This is a genomic window from Furfurilactobacillus rossiae (assembly GCF_013394005.1).
Lineage (GTDB): Bacteria > Bacillota > Bacilli > Lactobacillales > Lactobacillaceae > Furfurilactobacillus > Furfurilactobacillus rossiae.
Window position 1 is genome coordinate 943,109 of sequence record NZ_CP040586.1, and the last position, 17,917, is coordinate 961,025.

At 45.4% G+C, this 17,917-nt stretch carries 12 protein-coding genes; 10 read left to right on the forward strand and 2 right to left on the reverse strand.

Features of this window, described 5'->3' with window-relative positions; translation table 11 throughout:
• The first annotated feature begins 17 nt into the window (after positions 1-17).
• The 5 genes from cydD to LROSL1_RS04480 all read left to right on the forward strand — a co-directional run bounded on the left by cydD (position 18) and on the right by LROSL1_RS04480 (position 6,662).
• The gene (gene cydD / locus LROSL1_RS04460; RefSeq protein ID WP_178913860.1) at positions 18-1,760 is read left to right on the forward strand and encodes a thiol reductant ABC exporter subunit CydD; all 1,743 of its coding nucleotides are present in this window, start codon (positions 18-20) and stop codon (positions 1,758-1,760) included.
• Positions 1,757-3,499, forward strand: coding sequence for a thiol reductant ABC exporter subunit CydC (gene cydC, locus LROSL1_RS04465; RefSeq protein ID WP_178913861.1), 1,743 nt, complete (start codon positions 1,757-1,759; stop codon positions 3,497-3,499). The genes cydD and cydC overlap by 4 nt, the downstream gene beginning before the upstream one ends.
• 283 nt (positions 3,500-3,782) lie before the next feature.
• Positions 3,783-4,955 (forward strand): AAA family ATPase, encoded by a 1,173-nt coding sequence (locus tag LROSL1_RS04470; RefSeq protein WP_178913862.1) that lies wholly within the window; start codon positions 3,783-3,785, stop codon positions 4,953-4,955.
• On the forward strand, positions 4,952-6,349 hold the full coding sequence (locus tag LROSL1_RS04475; protein ID WP_178913863.1) for a vWA domain-containing protein: 1,398 nt from the start codon (positions 4,952-4,954) through the stop codon (positions 6,347-6,349). The genes LROSL1_RS04470 and LROSL1_RS04475 overlap by 4 nt, the downstream gene beginning before the upstream one ends.
• Before the next feature lie 13 nt (positions 6,350-6,362).
• The gene (locus tag LROSL1_RS04480) at positions 6,363-6,662 is read left to right on the forward strand and encodes a hypothetical protein (protein ID WP_017262701.1); all 300 of its coding nucleotides are present in this window, start codon (positions 6,363-6,365) and stop codon (positions 6,660-6,662) included.
• Between the two features lie 86 nt (positions 6,663-6,748).
• Here LROSL1_RS04480 and LROSL1_RS04485 read toward each other — a convergent pair whose 3' ends face one another.
• Both LROSL1_RS04485 and LROSL1_RS04490 read right to left on the reverse strand, forming a co-directional pair.
• The gene (locus LROSL1_RS04485) at positions 6,749-8,839 is read right to left on the reverse strand and encodes a glycosyltransferase family 39 protein (protein WP_178913864.1); all 2,091 of its coding nucleotides are present in this window, start codon (positions 8,837-8,839) and stop codon (positions 6,749-6,751) included.
• Between the two features lie 185 nt (positions 8,840-9,024).
• Complete coding sequence (locus LROSL1_RS04490; RefSeq protein ID WP_178913865.1) at positions 9,025-9,999, reverse strand: polyprenyl synthetase family protein; 975 nt, start codon at positions 9,997-9,999, stop codon at positions 9,025-9,027.
• Between the two features lie 206 nt (positions 10,000-10,205).
• Between LROSL1_RS04490 and LROSL1_RS04495 the strand changes: the two genes are divergently transcribed.
• The 5 genes from LROSL1_RS04495 (at position 10,206) to ligA (ending at position 17,863) form a co-directional block, all read left to right on the forward strand.
• A complete protein-coding gene (locus tag LROSL1_RS04495; RefSeq protein ID WP_178913866.1) occupies positions 10,206-11,126 on the forward strand; it encodes a prenyltransferase in 921 nt (306 codons plus the stop codon).
• A 176-nt stretch (positions 11,127-11,302) separates the two neighbouring features.
• Complete coding sequence (locus LROSL1_RS04500) at positions 11,303-11,986, forward strand: glycoside hydrolase family 73 protein (protein ID WP_225440555.1); 684 nt, start codon at positions 11,303-11,305, stop codon at positions 11,984-11,986.
• Between the two features lie 103 nt (positions 11,987-12,089).
• Positions 12,090-13,280 carry an ATP-grasp domain-containing protein gene (locus LROSL1_RS04505; protein WP_178913867.1) on the forward strand — a complete coding sequence of 397 codons (1,191 nt, stop codon included), beginning with the start codon at positions 12,090-12,092 and terminating at the stop codon, positions 13,278-13,280.
• Between the two features lie 150 nt (positions 13,281-13,430).
• Entirely contained in the window at positions 13,431-15,734 is a 2,304-nt protein-coding gene (pcrA, locus tag LROSL1_RS04510; protein WP_178913868.1) for a DNA helicase PcrA, read from the forward strand.
• Positions 15,735-15,826: 92 nt separating this feature from the next.
• Positions 15,827-17,863 (forward strand): NAD-dependent DNA ligase LigA, encoded by a 2,037-nt coding sequence (ligA, locus tag LROSL1_RS04515; RefSeq protein ID WP_178913869.1) that lies wholly within the window; start codon positions 15,827-15,829, stop codon positions 17,861-17,863.
• Positions 17,864-17,917 lie beyond the last annotated feature (54 nt).

Below are 17,917 nucleotides of genomic sequence, written 5' to 3' on the forward strand. Positions count from 1 at the left end.
TAGGAGTGTAGGATTGAATGATTGATCGACGTATCTTTCGCTTGCCCGGCATCACGAAGATGTTAATCGTTCTGGCAGGTTTAGTGTTACTGCAAGCGTTTAGCATTCTCTTTCAAGGTGTGTTCTTATCGCGGACGCTGACAGATTTATGGAATCGGGAAGCTGAAACGCGCATTTTATGGCCCGTATTATTGTTTGCGGGCTTTTTTGCGTTAAGACAGATCTTAGTGATGCTGAAGAATCGGGTAATGCAGCCGTGGGCGGACCAAACTGTGTTTGATCTACGTCAACAGTTGCTACAGAAGCTTGTGGCCATTGGTCCCAGCATTGTTGCCAAACAGGGAACTGGGAAAGTCGTGACCATGGCACTGGATGGTATGAACCAAGTCAACACTTACTTGATGTTGGTGGTCATTAAGATTTTTGACATGCTTATTATTCCAACAGTATTGTTGGTTTACTTATTCTTTTTACGTTGGCAGGAAGCTCTGTTCTTGTTAGTAATTTTTCCAGTCATTATTTTATTCATGATTATCTTGGGTTATGCAGCCCGTGATAAAGCTAATCGTGAATTTGCCAGTTATACACAGCTATCTAATAATTTCGTGGATGCCTTACGAGGGTTGCCGACATTAAAGCAATTGGGCTTGAGTGAGGCCTATGCTGACAATATTTACGCGGTGTCTGAGGACCACCGTAAGCGAGTGATGGGGACGTTAACAATTGCCATTCTGTCAACGTTTGCGCTCGACTTTTTCACGACGTTGTCGATTGCCGTTGTTGCTGTTTTTCTAGGCCTTGGCTTAGTAGCGGGGCACATCGCGTTGTTTCCGGCATTGACCATTCTCATTTTGGCACCAGAGTATTTCTTGCCAATTCGGAACTTTGCCAATGATTATCACGCGACGCTAAACGGAAAAAATGCGTTGACTGCTGTTCTTGAAGTGCTGAATACGCCAGTGCCAACAGATCGTAATTTGTTGACTGATCCGCAGGCAGCATGGACACCCGACAGTCAATTACGTTTGGAACATGTCAACTTTGGCTATGATACTCCGGATGAGACAGCCTTAACTGACATTAGTTTTACAGCGAACGGCTATCAAAGGATTGGTATTATCGGACCTTCTGGATCCGGAAAATCAACCTTGATTAATTTGCTTGGTGGTTTTCTAACGCCGAATAATCAAGATGCGGGTCACATTTCAGTAAATGGTGTCACAGTCCCGCATCTAAGCCAGCAGGCATGGCAGCGACAGTTCCTGTACATTCCCCAGGCACCATATTTATTCCATGCCACGTTAGCAGATAACATTAAGTTTTATACTCCAGACGCTGACGATGCGGCGGTTTCGCAAGCGATTGCCAGCGCTGGGTTGACGGACTGGGTCGCCACGCTGCCGGATGGTCTACAAACGGAAATTGGTGAAGGTGCCCGTGGTGTTTCTGGCGGGCAGGCACAAAGAATCGCTTTAGCACGAGCCTTTTTGGATCAGAGCCGCCGTATTTTATTGTTTGATGAACCAACTGCCCACTTGGATATTGAAACGGAAGTTGGCCTCAAAGAAACGATCAAACCAGTGTTTGCTAATCATTTAGTCTTCTTTGCCACTCACCGTTTACACTGGCTCAATGAAATGGATTATTTGCTGGTGATTGAGCACGGCCGGATTGTGGAACAGGGCACTCCTGAATCGCTGGCTAAGCAGAATGGGGCTTATACAGCGCTTCGTCGTGAAATGGGAGGTGATGCATTGTGAAGGGATTCTTTGACACTTTTAAACATGATTCATGGGTAATGCCTTACCTTCGCAAATATCGCTTCTTGTTGGTTCTGGTACTATTGTTGGGCTTTTTGACCACTTTTACAGGGTCGGCGCTGATGTTTACCTCTGGGTATCTAATCAGTCGCGCAGCGCAACATCCTTTCAATATCATGTTGATTTATGCCACAATCGTGCTGGTTCGGGCGTTTGGAATTGCCCGACCATCCTTTAAGTATGCAGAGCGTTTAACTAGCCATAATTGGGTACTCCGGATTGTTTCCGATTTTCGAAAGAAGTTGTATCAATCGGTGGAACGCGATGCAGTAGCGATTCGTCAACGTCATCAAACGGGGGATATTCTTGGGTTATTAGCTGAAGATATTGCCCATATTGAGAATTTGTATTTACGAACGGTCTTTCCACTTATTGTGGGTTGGCTGTTGTATCTTTTCGTTGTCATTGCACTAGGTACCTTTAGTTGGCCGTTTGCTGCATTGATGGCCTTGTTGTTAGGCGTGATCGTGATTTTGATGCCGTTAGTGTCCGTCGCCTTAAACGGTGCTCGCGAGTTTCATCAGAAGCAAACACAACAACGATTGTATACGTCCATGACGGATGCTGTGTTGGGAGTCGGTGACTGGATGATTTCTGGCCGCGAAAAAGATTTTATGGATCGTCAAACGGGTCCGCTGACTGATATGCGCAACTTGCAAACCGCCGATAATAAGTTTCAGTGGTGGCGGGATTTAGTGGTTCAGTTAATGATTGGTATCATTGCGGTCGTTATGATTTACTGGGCTGGCAGTTACTTTCAAACTAGCCATCTTGCACTAAATTGGATCGCTGCATTTGTGTTGGCAATTTTTCCAGCCACGGATGCCTTCGCTTCAATTCCTCAGGGTGTTTCAGAATGGCCGGTTTATCAAGATTCAATCAAACGGGTTAATCAGCTGGATCAAAACGTTGTGGCACCAGTTGTTCAAACACACCTTGCTGCCGAAGATTTTAAGTCATTAACCATCGACCACGTTGATTTCAAGTATGCAGACGGTCAGCAGGCCGTGTTGTCCGACATTGATTGGACCATTAATCGTGGTGACAAAGTGGCATTACTCGGACCTTCAGGCACAGGAAAGTCGACTTTGCTGAAGTTAATGCTGGGAGATGAACAGCCGACTAAGGGCGCAGTCAAACTGAATGGCATCACAATTGATAAACTACAGAATGATCGTGGCAAACTGTTTGGTGTGCTCGATCAACAACCATACTTGTTTAATACAACAATTATGAACAACGTACGTTTGGGCAATCTTTCCGCTACGGATGATCAGGTTAAGGCGGCCATCAAAGCCGTTGAGTTGGATCAGTTAGTCGAAGGCCTGCCAAACGGCTATAATACGCTCGTTGAAGAAGCCGGTGCACGATTCTCTGGTGGGGAGCGTCAGCGCTTTGCGCTTGCCAGGATTTTATTGCAGGATGCACCGATTATTATTCTGGACGAGCCAACTGTCTCATTAGATCCCATCACTGAACATGAGTTGTTAAATACAATCTTTGCTTTATTGAGAGATAAAACAATTATTTGGGTCACTCATCATTTGGAAGGCATCACACATGTTGATTCGGTTCGCTTTCTTGAACATGGTCAGTTTGAAATGATTGGTAAACCACATGACTTGTATCAGACAAGTGACCGGTTTAGAAGCCTTTATGATCTTGACAAAGGTCGCTAAAGCGCTGCCTAAAATAATGTGTTAAGACAATGTTGTTAACGGCAAAGGTCATGAGGAACAGTTGTTTTAAAACTAAGTTGCATGACAAAGACACCTTATTCTGGATGACGGAATAAGGTGTCTTTAGCGTGAGCAGTATTCTTAAGACTCGCAGCAAACGACCAAGCAGTTAATAAGTGTACTGATAATGGATGGTGATTCATTTTAAATAAATCGCGTATAATATGACCTAAACGTAGCGGCTTTTTTATAAAATAACGAGTTTTGTTAGAGGAGGGATTGTGTGGCTCTTTCATTTAACGCATTGATGGACGCAGTACCGGTTGTCATTAAGGCTGGCAATGTGCCTAATATTGTTGGCGAGGCTGGGATTGGTAAGTCTGCTTTAGTGGCAGCTGTTGCGCAAAAAATGAACGCGCAGCTCTTTACGACGGTTGTCAGTCTGTCTGAAAAGGGCGATTTAGCCATCCCAGTGCCACCATTAACAGCAGATAGTTTCATTCAAACGAATCAGTATGGACGCTTGGCCGATGTTCAGTATGGTTATGCGCATACGTTGGTGGCCATCATTCAATATGCGGAACAGCATCCAGACCAGCCGATTATTTGGTTTCTTGATGAGTTTAATCGCGGTACCCAGGCCGTTCAGAGCGAGTTAATGAACCTAGTGTTACAACGACAGATTAATGATTTGGTGCTACCACAGCAGGTTAAACTCGTATTGGCTGAAAATCCAGACTCACAAATGCAAGGTTTTGCTGATTCACTGTACGGGGTTACGGCCGGAGATGACGCCATTAAGGACCGCACTACTCGGCTAGTGATGAGTGCCAGCACACCAGATTGGTTAGCGTGGGCGCGACAAACTGATGGTACAGGGCATCCCAATATTATTCGGTCAGTACGCGATTATTTAACGCAACAGCCAAATGATTTGCGGCCACTTCAGCACGACGATGACGTTTATCCGACGCCACGAGCCTGGCAACGTGTATCAACTAATTTATCGCAATTGGACAACGCACCCAAGGCAGTTAAACAAGCCCTTCAGTTTGACATCATCACAGGTGATTTAGGCGAAACGGTAGGGGCTAAGTTCAATCAATTTTTGACTCGGGGGATCACCGTCACTGATCTGTTTAAACATGCAGATGCTGGTGCTATTCTTGATGAACCGATTGCTGATGCCTTCAGTGCTTTATCGATAGGCGAACAGCAGTCGTTGTTGATTGCGGCCGGGAAATTGACCGAGATGCCATTAACGACAGGTATTTATGCTGCTAGGTGGCTGACTTTGCTACGACAACTTCCCGTTGACGGACAGTTTGCAGTGGTCAATTCGTTGGGCCAGCAAGATGGTTGGCTGATTGCGCTGCAACGTGCGACTGACGAAGCTTCAAAAACACTAGGTAAAACGGTGTTGAATATTATGAACGGCCAGGCCTTTAATGCATGAGTGGCATTAACATCAACCAAGCATTGCAACGATTTCATCAACAAACGAAAGTAGATCGAGATAATAGTGAGCGTGTCATACAGGCGGCTATTATGCGTTTGTTACAGCAGCAACCTATTTACGGGCAGCTAATTGCTCAGTTGCCGCGGCAACATGTAACGACGCCTTCAGAAGGATTAAAGGATGGACAGCGTGCGTTTGCGCCATTATTCGGCTTAGTGTGGTCACAATCGACGATCATATTGCGTGTCAATGATTGTCACTGGCAACAAGCTCAAAACGAAGGGCTGTTGCTGGCGTTGTTAGTTCATGAGGCCTTACATCTGTTGTGGCAGCATCCGTTGCGTTACTTACATGAATCAGGACAAAACGTCGATATCGCTACTGATGTCGCAATCAATCAAGTAATGACCACACAGATCCCTGGTGCATGGACACTTGGGTGGTTGAATCAACGTCTACAACGTCAATTACCGAGTAACGCTGATTCCGCCGTTTATTTAGCTGCTTTGAATCAAGTTACTGTGGATTCCACAGATCATAATCACACGATCAGTGAAGAACTGACGGCATCGTCACAAGGGTCAGTAATAGATAAAAAGTTATCCGCAGTTCGCCACACAGATGGGGCGGGGCGACAGCAAGATGAATTTTTTAATGAATCAAAGCGTAATGAACCTCATCTCGCTGATAGTCACGACGGCTGGGCCAGTTCGTCGGTAAACGATGAGTTAGCTCGTGCTAACTTGCGTCAACGAATTAATCAGGCGTTAGAGCGAACCACACCTACTCAACGGGGCAAGCTACCGAGTACTGTTCAGGCAAAGTTGGTCAGCTTTTCACAGCAACGCGCGCACTTGCCGTGGACCGCAATATTAAGCAAATTAATCGGCACTGTGTCGCATGGCAAACGGGATAGCCGAGCACGATTCAATCGTCGTCAACCACAGCGCATGGCACTGCCTGGTCAAATAGCGAGAAGACGGGTCGCCGTTACGGCCTTTATTGACGAATCAGCATCGATTTCAACGCAGACGACAGTTCGGTTTATCAATGAACTGACTGGTCTAACGCGTGCATATGAACTGGCGCTCACGGTCATTCCGTTTGATGCCGCGGTTCACGATCCCATCACATTGTCATCGTCCTCACAGGTTGCTGAAAAACTACGTGCACGCCACGTTGGCGGCGGCACAAGCTTCCAAAGTGTTTTCGATTATTTGAAGGCTGATTGTTCGCAGACACCGACGTCACTCATTGTCATACTGACGGACGGTGAGGGTGAAACAAATATTGATGCACACGGTTATCATCGCGTTTTATGGGTATTAGTTGGTCCACAAGAATTGAGTGTGCAAACGCCGCCAGGTTGGGTGGCAAATATTAACGAGTAAGGAGAACAAGTTCATGGCTGCAGTTACAATGACAGATGCAGATTGGCAAGATTACTTAAACAAGACCCCGCGCGCCATCCGCGCAGCGAGTTTGTTGACGGATCAATGGCAATCGGTATTGGTCGACAATCCACTGTTCATTTCCATGATAAGCGTCGCTGATTTGGTTTATGCTAACCGACTTGCTGTTAATGAGGTGCAACCAAACGTTGAATGGCCACTTGACACGTACGCGCATCGCCAGCAGTTTCGGCGGCACTACGCCCGTTATTTGACGCCTGATAGTAATACGTGGCTGAAGCGGGAAGATTAAGGGTTAAGCAGGATTTGAACCAAAATAACCGTCAACGAGTTGTGAAAATCGTTGGCGGTTATTTTGGTTTTAGAGCATTCATTAAGTTAGTCCAGTTTAGGCTCTTTCCAGTCAGGGTTGGGCCAGTATTCGAGACCAAGCGAGCTGATGATGGCTAGAATCGCAAAACTAATGAATAATAGTTGATATTGTTTGCTAGAAATAATCGGCGTATTAAACACATTTAAAACGTGGTAAAGCAGGTACCGGTGGGGATGCCCGCTGATTGCATGAGTTGATAATGGCAAGTACGGACTAGCAGTAGCCGGAATGTACAACGGTTGGTTGGTCCTATTCGTAATCCGTAATGTATACGTGCCAGGATCTTGCAGCGTGTTTGCCGTGCCGGCGTCGACGTCCAAGGATGACCACTGGTAAACGGTTTGCCGATTCATGCGCAATCCAACCGAGAAGTTTTCCGATTGACTAGCCACGTCAGGCAAATTCAACTGACTAAATGGTCGTTTCGCAACGATCTTCTCAGAAAGCGAGTGATGTGGCGTTAGTTTAATCGCGTCATGCTGTGCGTAGTTGGACACCATCTGTGAGGAAACCGTTTGTGTTTGGACAACAGGGGTGGCGACCAGTGGCTGGCGATTGTGGTGATCCGCATAACCTAAACCGATGGCAAAAATAAGCAGAGTAACAATCCCGGTCCATGTCCGGCCACGCTCACCATACGCTGGATGGGCGAAGAACTGCTGTAACAGATCGCTGATATCATGCAATCCGGTGGCAGCCATCATGAACAGGAAGGGAAAGGTAACGTATGCGTAATGAGCATCAACTGTCCAGAACAGAATATGCATCCCATAAATTCCTAGGACGATCAATTCATAGAACAAGACTTGGTTGCGACGAGGAGATAACATTTCAAACACAGACCCGATCAGCATGGCCCCTAAAACAGTGATGTAAACGATCTGTGTTAAATTGACTAGTAAAAATTGTAATTTGTTTTTGTGTTCCTGATAGAAACTTGGCTGTTTGAAGAACTGATTTGGTGATTGGAACATCCCTAAGTTACCGGTCGACCACATCGTCATGGTCTTTTGATAACTTTGTTTGATGATTCCCCAAATGCCAGCATCCTGAAGACGGTCAGACAGGATTTTGTGCGTCGCTTTAATGTTTTCTTTGCGACCGTGACCACTCATTGCTTGAGCATCATGTTCGTTGAAGCGGCCTTCACTGTCTTGATTCAATCCCATGGCTGTCCAAGCGGATGTCGGTAAGGTTTTGCTTTGGTTGACGTGGTAACCATAATGTGACTGAACAGCATGACTCACGCCAACACCAGCTAACCAAATTGCGGCAAACACAACTAGGCCAATCAAACCACGAACAACAGATGTCCGATTAATCCGAGCGGCTAATAGCCAATAAATCAAAATGGCAATTGGCACAATCAATAGGTTAGGCTTGATTAAATAACCAATGGTGAATGTGACACCCAGTAATGCAGCATACCCAGCCTTAGACAACGGTTGTTGCCGTGAAAAGTAACGATTAAGAAAGACCACCATCATTAGCGGAATAACAACCGCAACCGAGTCAACATAAAAGTTGAGCGCGAACCAGTAAAAAGGTGCAAAACTGGCAGCAAGAATAGCAAACATCGCTGCTGAACTGGCCGCCACATAACGACGAATTAAGCGCCAACTCATGATCAAAGTAAAGTCGATCAAGATGAAATTAAGAACGTTCAGCACATAACCAGTGGCGACGGCTGAATGAACATGAAACAACTCAATGATCCAGGTGAGAAAAATGGTCAGGTTAACATTGTGTGGATACCAAGCGAAATAGCTAAACCAATGATGTGACCCATTGGCTAAATTTAACGCTTGCAAACGCATTAAGGCAGGGTCTGTATTGCCGATGCCGACGAAGTGAAAGGCTAAATACACCTGAACAGCCACGGCAATGACAAGCACCACCGTGCTGACCCAATTGGCCACTTTTGCGGATGCACGACCCAGCCACATATTAATCACGACCATGAATACCCCGATGGTGAGTGACATGAAAAATAAACTTGAAGGTTGAAGCCACAGGGCCTGACCAAAGTCGCCTGATTGACGAGCTAGGGCCGTGAAAAAAATAACGCCAAAAATGATGGCGGTGATGGCGGCCACTGCGCGGCGTAATGCAATTTGAATGATGGTAACCTCCCAATGATTCCAGTTAAATATATTCTACCCATCCTGACAAATGAATGCTATACAAAGGTCGGTCAAATGTGAGCATTTATTTATTAAAACACCGCCTAATAGCACTGTTTAGTGTTATTAGGCGGTGTTTATGACATTCTTGTTATTTTTTAAGCGTGCCGAACTAACAGTTGTGAGACAAGAGCACTCAATTCAGTTGACAGTGGTTCTGGCAGTGTGGTAATTAGTGATTGCGCTTTTTCGGTGTATTGTTGCGCTAATTCTTCAGCATGCGTCGGTCCGTCTAAGTCGATGACGTGTTGAGTGATTGCTTGGATAGCCTCGTCATTGAGGTGTTGCTGGTCTTGAAGATGTTGGGCAAACCAATCAGGGTCGTTTTGACTTGCGAGAATGAGGGGAAGGGTGAACGCACCCTCCCGTAAATCATGGCGAACCGGTTTTGTAGCTGTTGACGGATTAGCGACATAATCTAAAATGTCATCCCTGATTTGATAGGCCATCCCCAACGCGATTCCAATTTGCTGAGCGACTTTGGCCTCACTTGACGTTCCTTTGCTGATAACAACGCCAAATTGCATCGCGAAACCGAATAAACGAGCTGTTTTACCCTCGATTTCTGTTAAATAATCAGTCACTGTTGTTTGCGGATCAAAGTTTAAAGCGAGCTGGTTGAGTTCACCGGCTAAAATAAACCGCATAATATCATTGGCTGACTGAATTTCAGCATGACTATCCGTGGCTTTCAAAATTTCATCGAAGTAACTGGTAAACAGAAAATCACCTGTGTAGATGGCGGTTTTATTTCCATGGCGAACTTGTAAAGTTGGCTGACCATGACGTAGCTCAGCATCATCCAGCACGTCATCGTGAATCAAAGTTGCTACGTGTAACAGTTCGATGGCTGCCGCCGCTGCTCGCTGTCGCTTTTCATCCTGAACAGGCCCCAACTGTGCGAACATGTAAAATAATCCAGGTCGCAACAGTTTGCCACCATTGGTGAGTAAGCCAGTGACTTGCTGATCAATTTCGGTATTTCCAGAGTGGACCGTTGTTGTGAGGTATTGTGTGAGGTCGTTTAGTTTTCTATTAATAGCTGGAAATTGTTGCCAAAGTGCGTGCACCATATTGGTGAACATCCTCTCTGTGTAAAACGGTCATTGAACCGCATTATGTAAATTAGTTTAGTTAGAATTGGTGAAATGAACTTGGCAACATGCCCTGACGTGGGCATAATGAAAGTATCGAACTAACTATTTTTTATGCTACAGAATCGATGAAAGCTTGTCAACGAAAGGCTTTGCGCCATACTAAAATGTTTTGAGGGGTCAAAATGAAACCAAAAGTATTTCTTGAATTTGTTGAATTTCAGTCATTAGTTGCCAGCGTGTTGCCATTTACGTTAGGGCTACTGTACGTTTGGTACAATTACCACGCCTTTAATCTCTTACATAGTGTGCTCTTTTTTATTGTGATCGAGCTGATGCACATGGCCGTAAATGCCAATGACAATACTCAAGATTTCGTGCACGCAAAGGACGAGAAAACGTTTAAACAACTAACAAACGTCGTGGGTCACTATCACATTTCACTTCGGCTGGCGATCACGGTTATTGTGAGCTTGTCTGCTGGCGCCGCGATTATTGGTTTTGGTTTGCTGAAATTGACGTGGGGCTCAAGTAGTTGGATTTTCTTGAGCATGGGGATCATTGGATTCCTTGTTGGCTATTTTTACGCTGGTGGACCGCTGCCAATTTCAAATACGCCGTTTGGCGAGCTTTTTTCTGGCGTCACCATGGGATACGTGATCATGTTGGCAGCTGTTTATGTCAATTTAGCACCAGCCCAGCAATTGTCATGGCCCCTTGCTGGTAACGTTTTATTAGCATCAGGATTGGCTGTGTTTGCCATCGGTAATTTGATGTTGGCAAACAATCTGTGTGATTACGAAGAAGATAAGCTAAATGAGCGTCGGACGATCGTGGTTTTGCTGGGTCAACGCATTATGTTATGGGCCTGGAATATTGGCTATGCGTTGGGATATGTTTGCATGGTTGCTGCAGTGTTGGTCGGTTCGCTGCCTAAACTGACATTATTAGCGTTATTAATTGTGCCAGTCGTCATCAAAAACAATCGGCAGTTTGGCGCTGTGATGGTTAAATCAAAAAGTTTTGTATTAGCGGTTAAGAATTGTATTCTCATCACCATTTCGTTTGCTTTAGCGATGGGGATTGGTATTATCTTTCATCTATAATTGAAGGATTGAAACTTTAGCATTGAGACAAATAACCGCGTAGCTGGCGACTTGTCATCCGTACAATCTAAAAGTCATTAATTTTTTCTTAGCCACGTTGCTAAAGTTAGCACGGACCATCAACTTTGTGATTTAATGAAAATCAAACGCAATTAACAGAGTAAAGGACGGTTGGTGTGGCAAAAAAGCGACGAAAAATTAATTGGCGTCGTCGAATGAAGCGCTTTAGGCGAGCACTAAAGGGCTTTTTTGTCTATCGCGGTCATTTGCGTTGGTTAAACACACTGCTAACGGCACTGACGATTTTGATTATCGCGCTAGCGTTTGGCGGTGTTGGCAAACGGGTGTTAGTGCCTGCTGGACAATCTTCACAGATTGACGGAACGGCAAAACAGCATCGGCAATTCATTAACCAAGTGGCACCATACGCACAACAACTGCAACAACGGACACATGTGCTGGCCAGTTTACAAATTGCCCAAGCAATCCTTGAATCTGATTGGGGCGAATCGACGTTAGCCAGCCAATACCATAATTATTTTGGTGTTAAAGCAGGACAGGATGAACCGGGGGTTGTCTTAAGTACATTGGAGTATGTTAACGACCACTATGAAACAGTTAATGCCCGGTTTAGAACGTATCCCAACTGGCAAGCTTCATTTGCAGCGCACGCGCAACTGTTTGTTAATGGTGTCGATTGGAATCCAAACAAGTATAGCGACGTTCTTGCCGCTACGGATTATCGTTCAGGCGCCGCAGCCTTGCAAAAGGACGGGTACGCAACGGATCCAGGATACACTAGTAAAATAGTTGCAATTATTGAAAAATATCATTTAAATCGTTTCGATCAATCTAATTGATTATGCACTTATCGGGCGAACAACTTGTCATTCTGAACCGGTTCACCTACACTAAGTGCATTAATAATCAAAAATTTGAATTAGATACAGAGGAGACTGTGCCGTGACGGGAAATGTTTTATACCCTGGTGATACGCTGGGCATTATTGGAAATAGTTCAAACGGACCATTATTAGTAAATGCAGCCCGCCGTGTGGGGCTCAATGTGGCCGCTTACACCTCAGAAACCAACAGTGAAATTGCAAGTCTAGCCGACGCAGTGTTCACCGGCGCGTTTGATAACAAACAACGTTTACAGGCGTTTGCTGAAAATTGTGATGTGGCCACTTACGAGTCTGAACATGTGCCTAGTGAGGTGATTTCGTTTATCGCTCAGTTCACAAAGGTCCCACAGGGGTCCGACACCTTGGCGATGATGCAGGATCGATCATTAGAGCGGGCCTTTTTTGAAGGACTCAATATCAACATCCCACCATATGCCACGATTATTGAACTGGATGACATTTACGCTTCGGCGGCTTCAATCGGCTATCCAGCTGTGTTGAAGCCAATGCAAAAGGGAATTGAACAAGAACAGCAGTTAACCATTCGTTCACAGGCCGATGTGCCATTGGCAGCAGATATGCTGCAACGTGGCCCACACATTTTGGAGGCCACAATCCCCAATGCTCAGGAAATTTCCGTGCTGGTGGTTAAGGGCTATCCACAAGAAAATGAATTGGCTGATCAAATCCGGCTGTTTCCAATCATTGAAACCAATTATCAACAGGGACGTTTGATGCGCGCAATTGCACCTGCCCGGATTTCAGATGACGTTAATGATGAGATTAAACGGATTACGCAAACGGTCGCCCACAACGTCAATTACTATGGTGTGTTTCAGTTAAGCTTCATGATCACGGACACAGGCAATCTCTTCCTCCGTGATTTAACACCGGCGATGGATCGGTCCGGCTTGGTGTTTGACAAGGCGGCTAACATCACGATGTTTGAAGCACATTTGCATGCGATTGCTGGCTTACCATTGGCCATTCCGAAGCAATACATGGCAACGGTTCTGGCATCCTTTGACGATGAACAACTCAATGCCATTCGCACACAGTGGATTATCAAATCTAATTGGGAATTTGTGTTCTACCATAAAAGTGGTCGGTTGATTTCTCCTGCCGCGGGGCATGTGTTGATTCAAGCTTCAACGGTTCAAGATGCTTTGAATCAGTTGTCGGCAACGACGATTTGGGATCCTGCACGGCCAGTGGCACCGGCACCGAGTCGATTAGACAAAAATAAATAAATATTTTTGATAGAGTGACTGTTTGTGAGTAGGAAAATCTTGCAAGTGGTCGTTTTTATTTTCAAAACATACGTTCGACATGATGGTGTGACGCTGTCGATTTTGGTATACTTGAACTACTGAATTTTTACGAGAGGAAGGCACATTTTCGTGAGCGCAACCACATTATTAGCAGGACTAAACGACAAGCAGCAGGAAGCTGTTCAGACAACAGAGGGGCCATTATTGATCATGGCTGGTGCCGGCTCAGGGAAAACCCGAGTGCTGACACATCGTGTTGCTTATTTGATTGAAGAAAAAGACGTTAAGCCGTGGCATGTGCTGGCGATTACGTTTACCAATAAAGCTGCTCGCGAAATGCGTGAACGGGTGGCTAAGCTTTTAGGCGAAAGTGGAGAAGATGTTTGGGTTTCTACATTCCATGCCCTGTGTGTCCGGGTATTGCGTCGAGACATTGACCGGATTGGGTTTAACCGGGCATTTACCATCACTGACACTAGTGAGCAGCGGACGTTGGTTAAACGAATTTTGCGAGAACAGAATATTGATCCTAAGAAGTATGATCCGCGTTCACTGTTGGCCGCAATTTCAAATGCCAAAAATGATCTGCAGACGCCAGCTGATTATGTAAAGACTGCAAATACGCCGTTTGAACAAATTACAGCAACGGTTTACGAAGATTATCAACGTGAACTCAAGGCCAATCAGGCCCTCGATTTTGACGATTTGATTATGCTTACGATCGAGTTATTTGATAAGGCGCCTGATGTGCTGGAAGGCTATCAACGCCGATTTGAATACATTCATGTGGATGAGTATCAGGACACCAATAATGCCCAGTATAAGTTGGTCAGCATGTTAGCGGCTAAATCTCACAATCTCTGTGTTGTCGGGGATGCTGATCAGAGTATTTATGGCTGGCGTGGTGCCAACATGAATAACATTCTGGATTTTGAAAAGGATTATCCAGAGGCGCAAACCGTTATGTTGGAACAAAATTACCGCTCAACACAAACCATTTTAAACGCTGCCAATGAAGTGATTGAAAATAATGTTATTCGTCGGAAAAAGAATTTGTGGACGGATAATGGTAGTGGGGAAAAGATTTCTTATTACCGCGCACAAAGCGAACGTGATGAAGCGCATTTTGTGGTGGCTCAAATCGAGACACAAATGCGAGAAAATCACCGGGACTACGGTGACTTTGCTATTCTGTATCGGACTAATGCCCAATCGCGGACTATTGAAGACGCGTTGGTTAAAAGCAATATCCCTTATAACATGGTCGGTGGACATAAATTCTACGACCGGAAGGAAATTCGCGATGTATTGGCTTATTTGACACTGATTGTCAATCCACAAGATGACATGAGTTTTGAACGCATTATCAATGAACCAAAACGTGGTCTCGGCAGCGGCTCAGTTGAAAAATTGCGTGAATTTGCAAACTTCAACAATTGGAGCTTATTGGAAGCCGCACAGAACGTTACGATGGCGAACAATGTTCCGAGTCGTGCACGGAACAGTTTTGATGAGTTTGGCCAGATGATGGCTGAACTGACCAAAATGCGTGAATTTGTCTCAGTTACGGACTTGACGGAACAATTGCTAGATAAAACTGGTTATTTACCAGCACTTAAAGCGACCCATTCACTAGAGGATGAGGCCCGGGTTGAAAACTTGCAGGAATTTCTGTCAGTTACAAAACAGTTTGATGATTCCTATGAACCAACAACCGCTGCGCCAATTGACGTTGAAGCAGCTGATCAACCTGTACCTGAAGGTAGTGGTGACAAGTTTGTTGATTTTCTGGCTGACTTGGCCCTTGTTTCGGACTTGGACGACGTCGATGAAGAAAATGATCAAAACGTCACGTTAATGACGCTACATGCCGCTAAAGGGCTTGAATTTCCGGTTGTCTTTTTGATGGGACTCGAAGAAGGTATCTTCCCACTTTCTCGTTCTGTCATGGATGAGGATGAATTGGAAGAAGAACGGCGGTTAGCTTATGTTGGGATTACGCGTGCTAAACAAAAACTGTACATGACGAATGCATTTTCACGTCTATTGTATGGTCGCGTGCAAAATAACCCAGCGTCACGCTTTGTAGAAGAAATTAATCCGGATTTGATTCAGAGTGAAAATCATAGTGCCGGCAGTTTAACAGCCGGAGGACCGAAAACACCGTTTGATAGACGCACAGAATCCGCTTTGTCCACCACTTATAAACGTAAACCAATTGGCACCAAGTCGACAAAGGTTGAGCGGTCACAGGGAACGGGAGCTGACCAAGTTAGTTGGGCTGCCGGCGATAAGGTGACCCATAAGAAGTGGGGAGAAGGCACCGTTGTGAAGGTTAACGGCCAAGGTGAGGATGCTGAATTAGACATTGCTTTCCCAGAGCAAGGCATTAAACGGTTACTGGCAGCTTTTGCACCAATTACAAAGGCTTAATTCTCTGTTTAATTGGTAGTTAATCAAAGGTTTTGGTGAGTTTGGCATCTGTGTCTAGATGCACATGCAAATCGAGTGAGGAGTGTTAGAGTATGGCAGATCAACCAGTATCGGAACTAACAACCACACAGGCTAATCAAGAAGCTACGCAACTGCGTGAACAGTTGGATTCGTGGCGAAAAGAGTACTATGTGCAGGATGCGCCAACGGTTGAGGATCACACATATGATATGCATTATCAACGATTGTTGGATTTGGAAGCGGCATTTCCTGAAATTGTAACGCCTGACTCACCAACGCAGCAGGTTGGCGATGTGACACTGCCTGGCTTTAGTAAGGTGACGCACACGGTACCAATGCTGTCGATGGGGGACGTGTTCTCGATTGAAGAACTGGCCGAATTTGATGCCCGTACAAAGCAAAATTTAGGGCAAGATGAACTGGAATATAATTGCGAACTTAAAATTGATGGGTTGGCGATTTCGTTAGTTTATGAAAACGGCAAGTTTGTTCAGGGTTCCACGCGTGGTGATGGTAATATTGGCGAGGATATTACAGCTAACTTGAAGACCATTAAGTCAATTCCGATGACATTGACCGAGCCTCTCTCTATTGAGGTTCGGGGCGAATGCTACATGCCTAAAGCGTCGTTTGCAAAACTAAATGAACGTCAGGAAGCTGAAGGGAAAACGCCATTTGCCAATCCGCGAAATGCGGCCGCTGGTTCACTAAGACAACTGGATCGAAAGGTGACGGCAGATCGTAATTTAGACACGTTTATCTATTACACCTCAAGCTTTGAAGCTCTTGGTGCGTCTACTCAAAGTGAAGCGTTGCAGCGTTATCAGGAACTTGGTTTCACTATCAATCCACATTCTCGCGTGTGCCACAATATGGATGAGATTAAGGCTTATATTGACGAATACACTGGTCAACGTGAATCATTAAGCTACGGTATTGATGGCATTGTTATTAAGGTTAACCCTGTTTCTCAACAAGATGAGCTGGGAAATACCGTCAAAGTGCCACGGTGGGAAATTGCCTACAAATTCCCGCCAGATGAACAACAAACGGTGGTACGTGATATTGAATGGACAGTTGGTCGAACGGGCATTGTCACGCCCACGGCAGTAATGGATCCCGTTCAGTTGGCTGGGACAACAGTTGCCCGCGCGTCGTTGCACAATCCTGATTATTTAAACGAAAAAGGGGTCCGAGTTGGCGATACCGTTACGTTGCATAAGGCCGGTGACATTATCCCCGAAGTCGGTGAAGTCGTCATGGACAAACGGCCCGCAGATAGTGCACCATACGCGATTCCAACGCAATGTCCATCCTGTGGTAAAGACCTCGTTCATATTGATGAAGAGGTAGCACTACGTTGTATCAATCCTAAGTGTCCAGCTCAGGTCACAGAAGGGTTGACTCATTTTGCTTCTCGAGACGCGATGAATATTGATGGCTTAGGACCTTCTTTAGTTGCCCAATTGTACAATCGTGAAATGCTTAGTGATGTGGCTGGTCTTTACCATCTGAAGCATGATGAATTGTTAACTTTAGATAAATTTGGTGATAAATCAGCCACAAACTTATTGACAGCGATTGACAACAGCCGCAATAATTCTTTGGAGCGGTTATTGTTTGGTCTGGGCATTCGGCATCTTGGCGCTAAGGCTGCTCGGCAAGTTGCAGAGCACTTTAAGACGATGACAGCGGTCATGACAGCATCCGCAGATGACATTGCAGAAATTGATGGCATGGGGCTGACTATCGGCGATGCCGTAGCACAATACTTCAGTACCGAGGCTGCTCAAGAGCTAGTCAATGAGTTGGTCGCTGCCGGCGTTAACATGACGTATGATGGCCCTGATACAGTAGCTGCGGCGTATGATCCATTCTTCGGTGGCAAACGGGTAGTGTTGACTGGTAAGCTAACACAAATGACCCGTGCCGATGCGACTGCATGGTTAACCGCTCACGGCGCCAAAGTTTCTAACAGTGTTTCTAAGAATACGGACTTACTTATCGCCGGTGAGGATGCCGGGAGTAAGTTGGCGAAGGCAACACAGCTGGAAATTGAGATTTGGAACGAAGATCGATTCGCACAAACGATGGCTGAGGATAATTAACAGTACAGACTAGCTTGACCTGTTTGTACTAATTCCAGCAGGGAGGATTTTGAT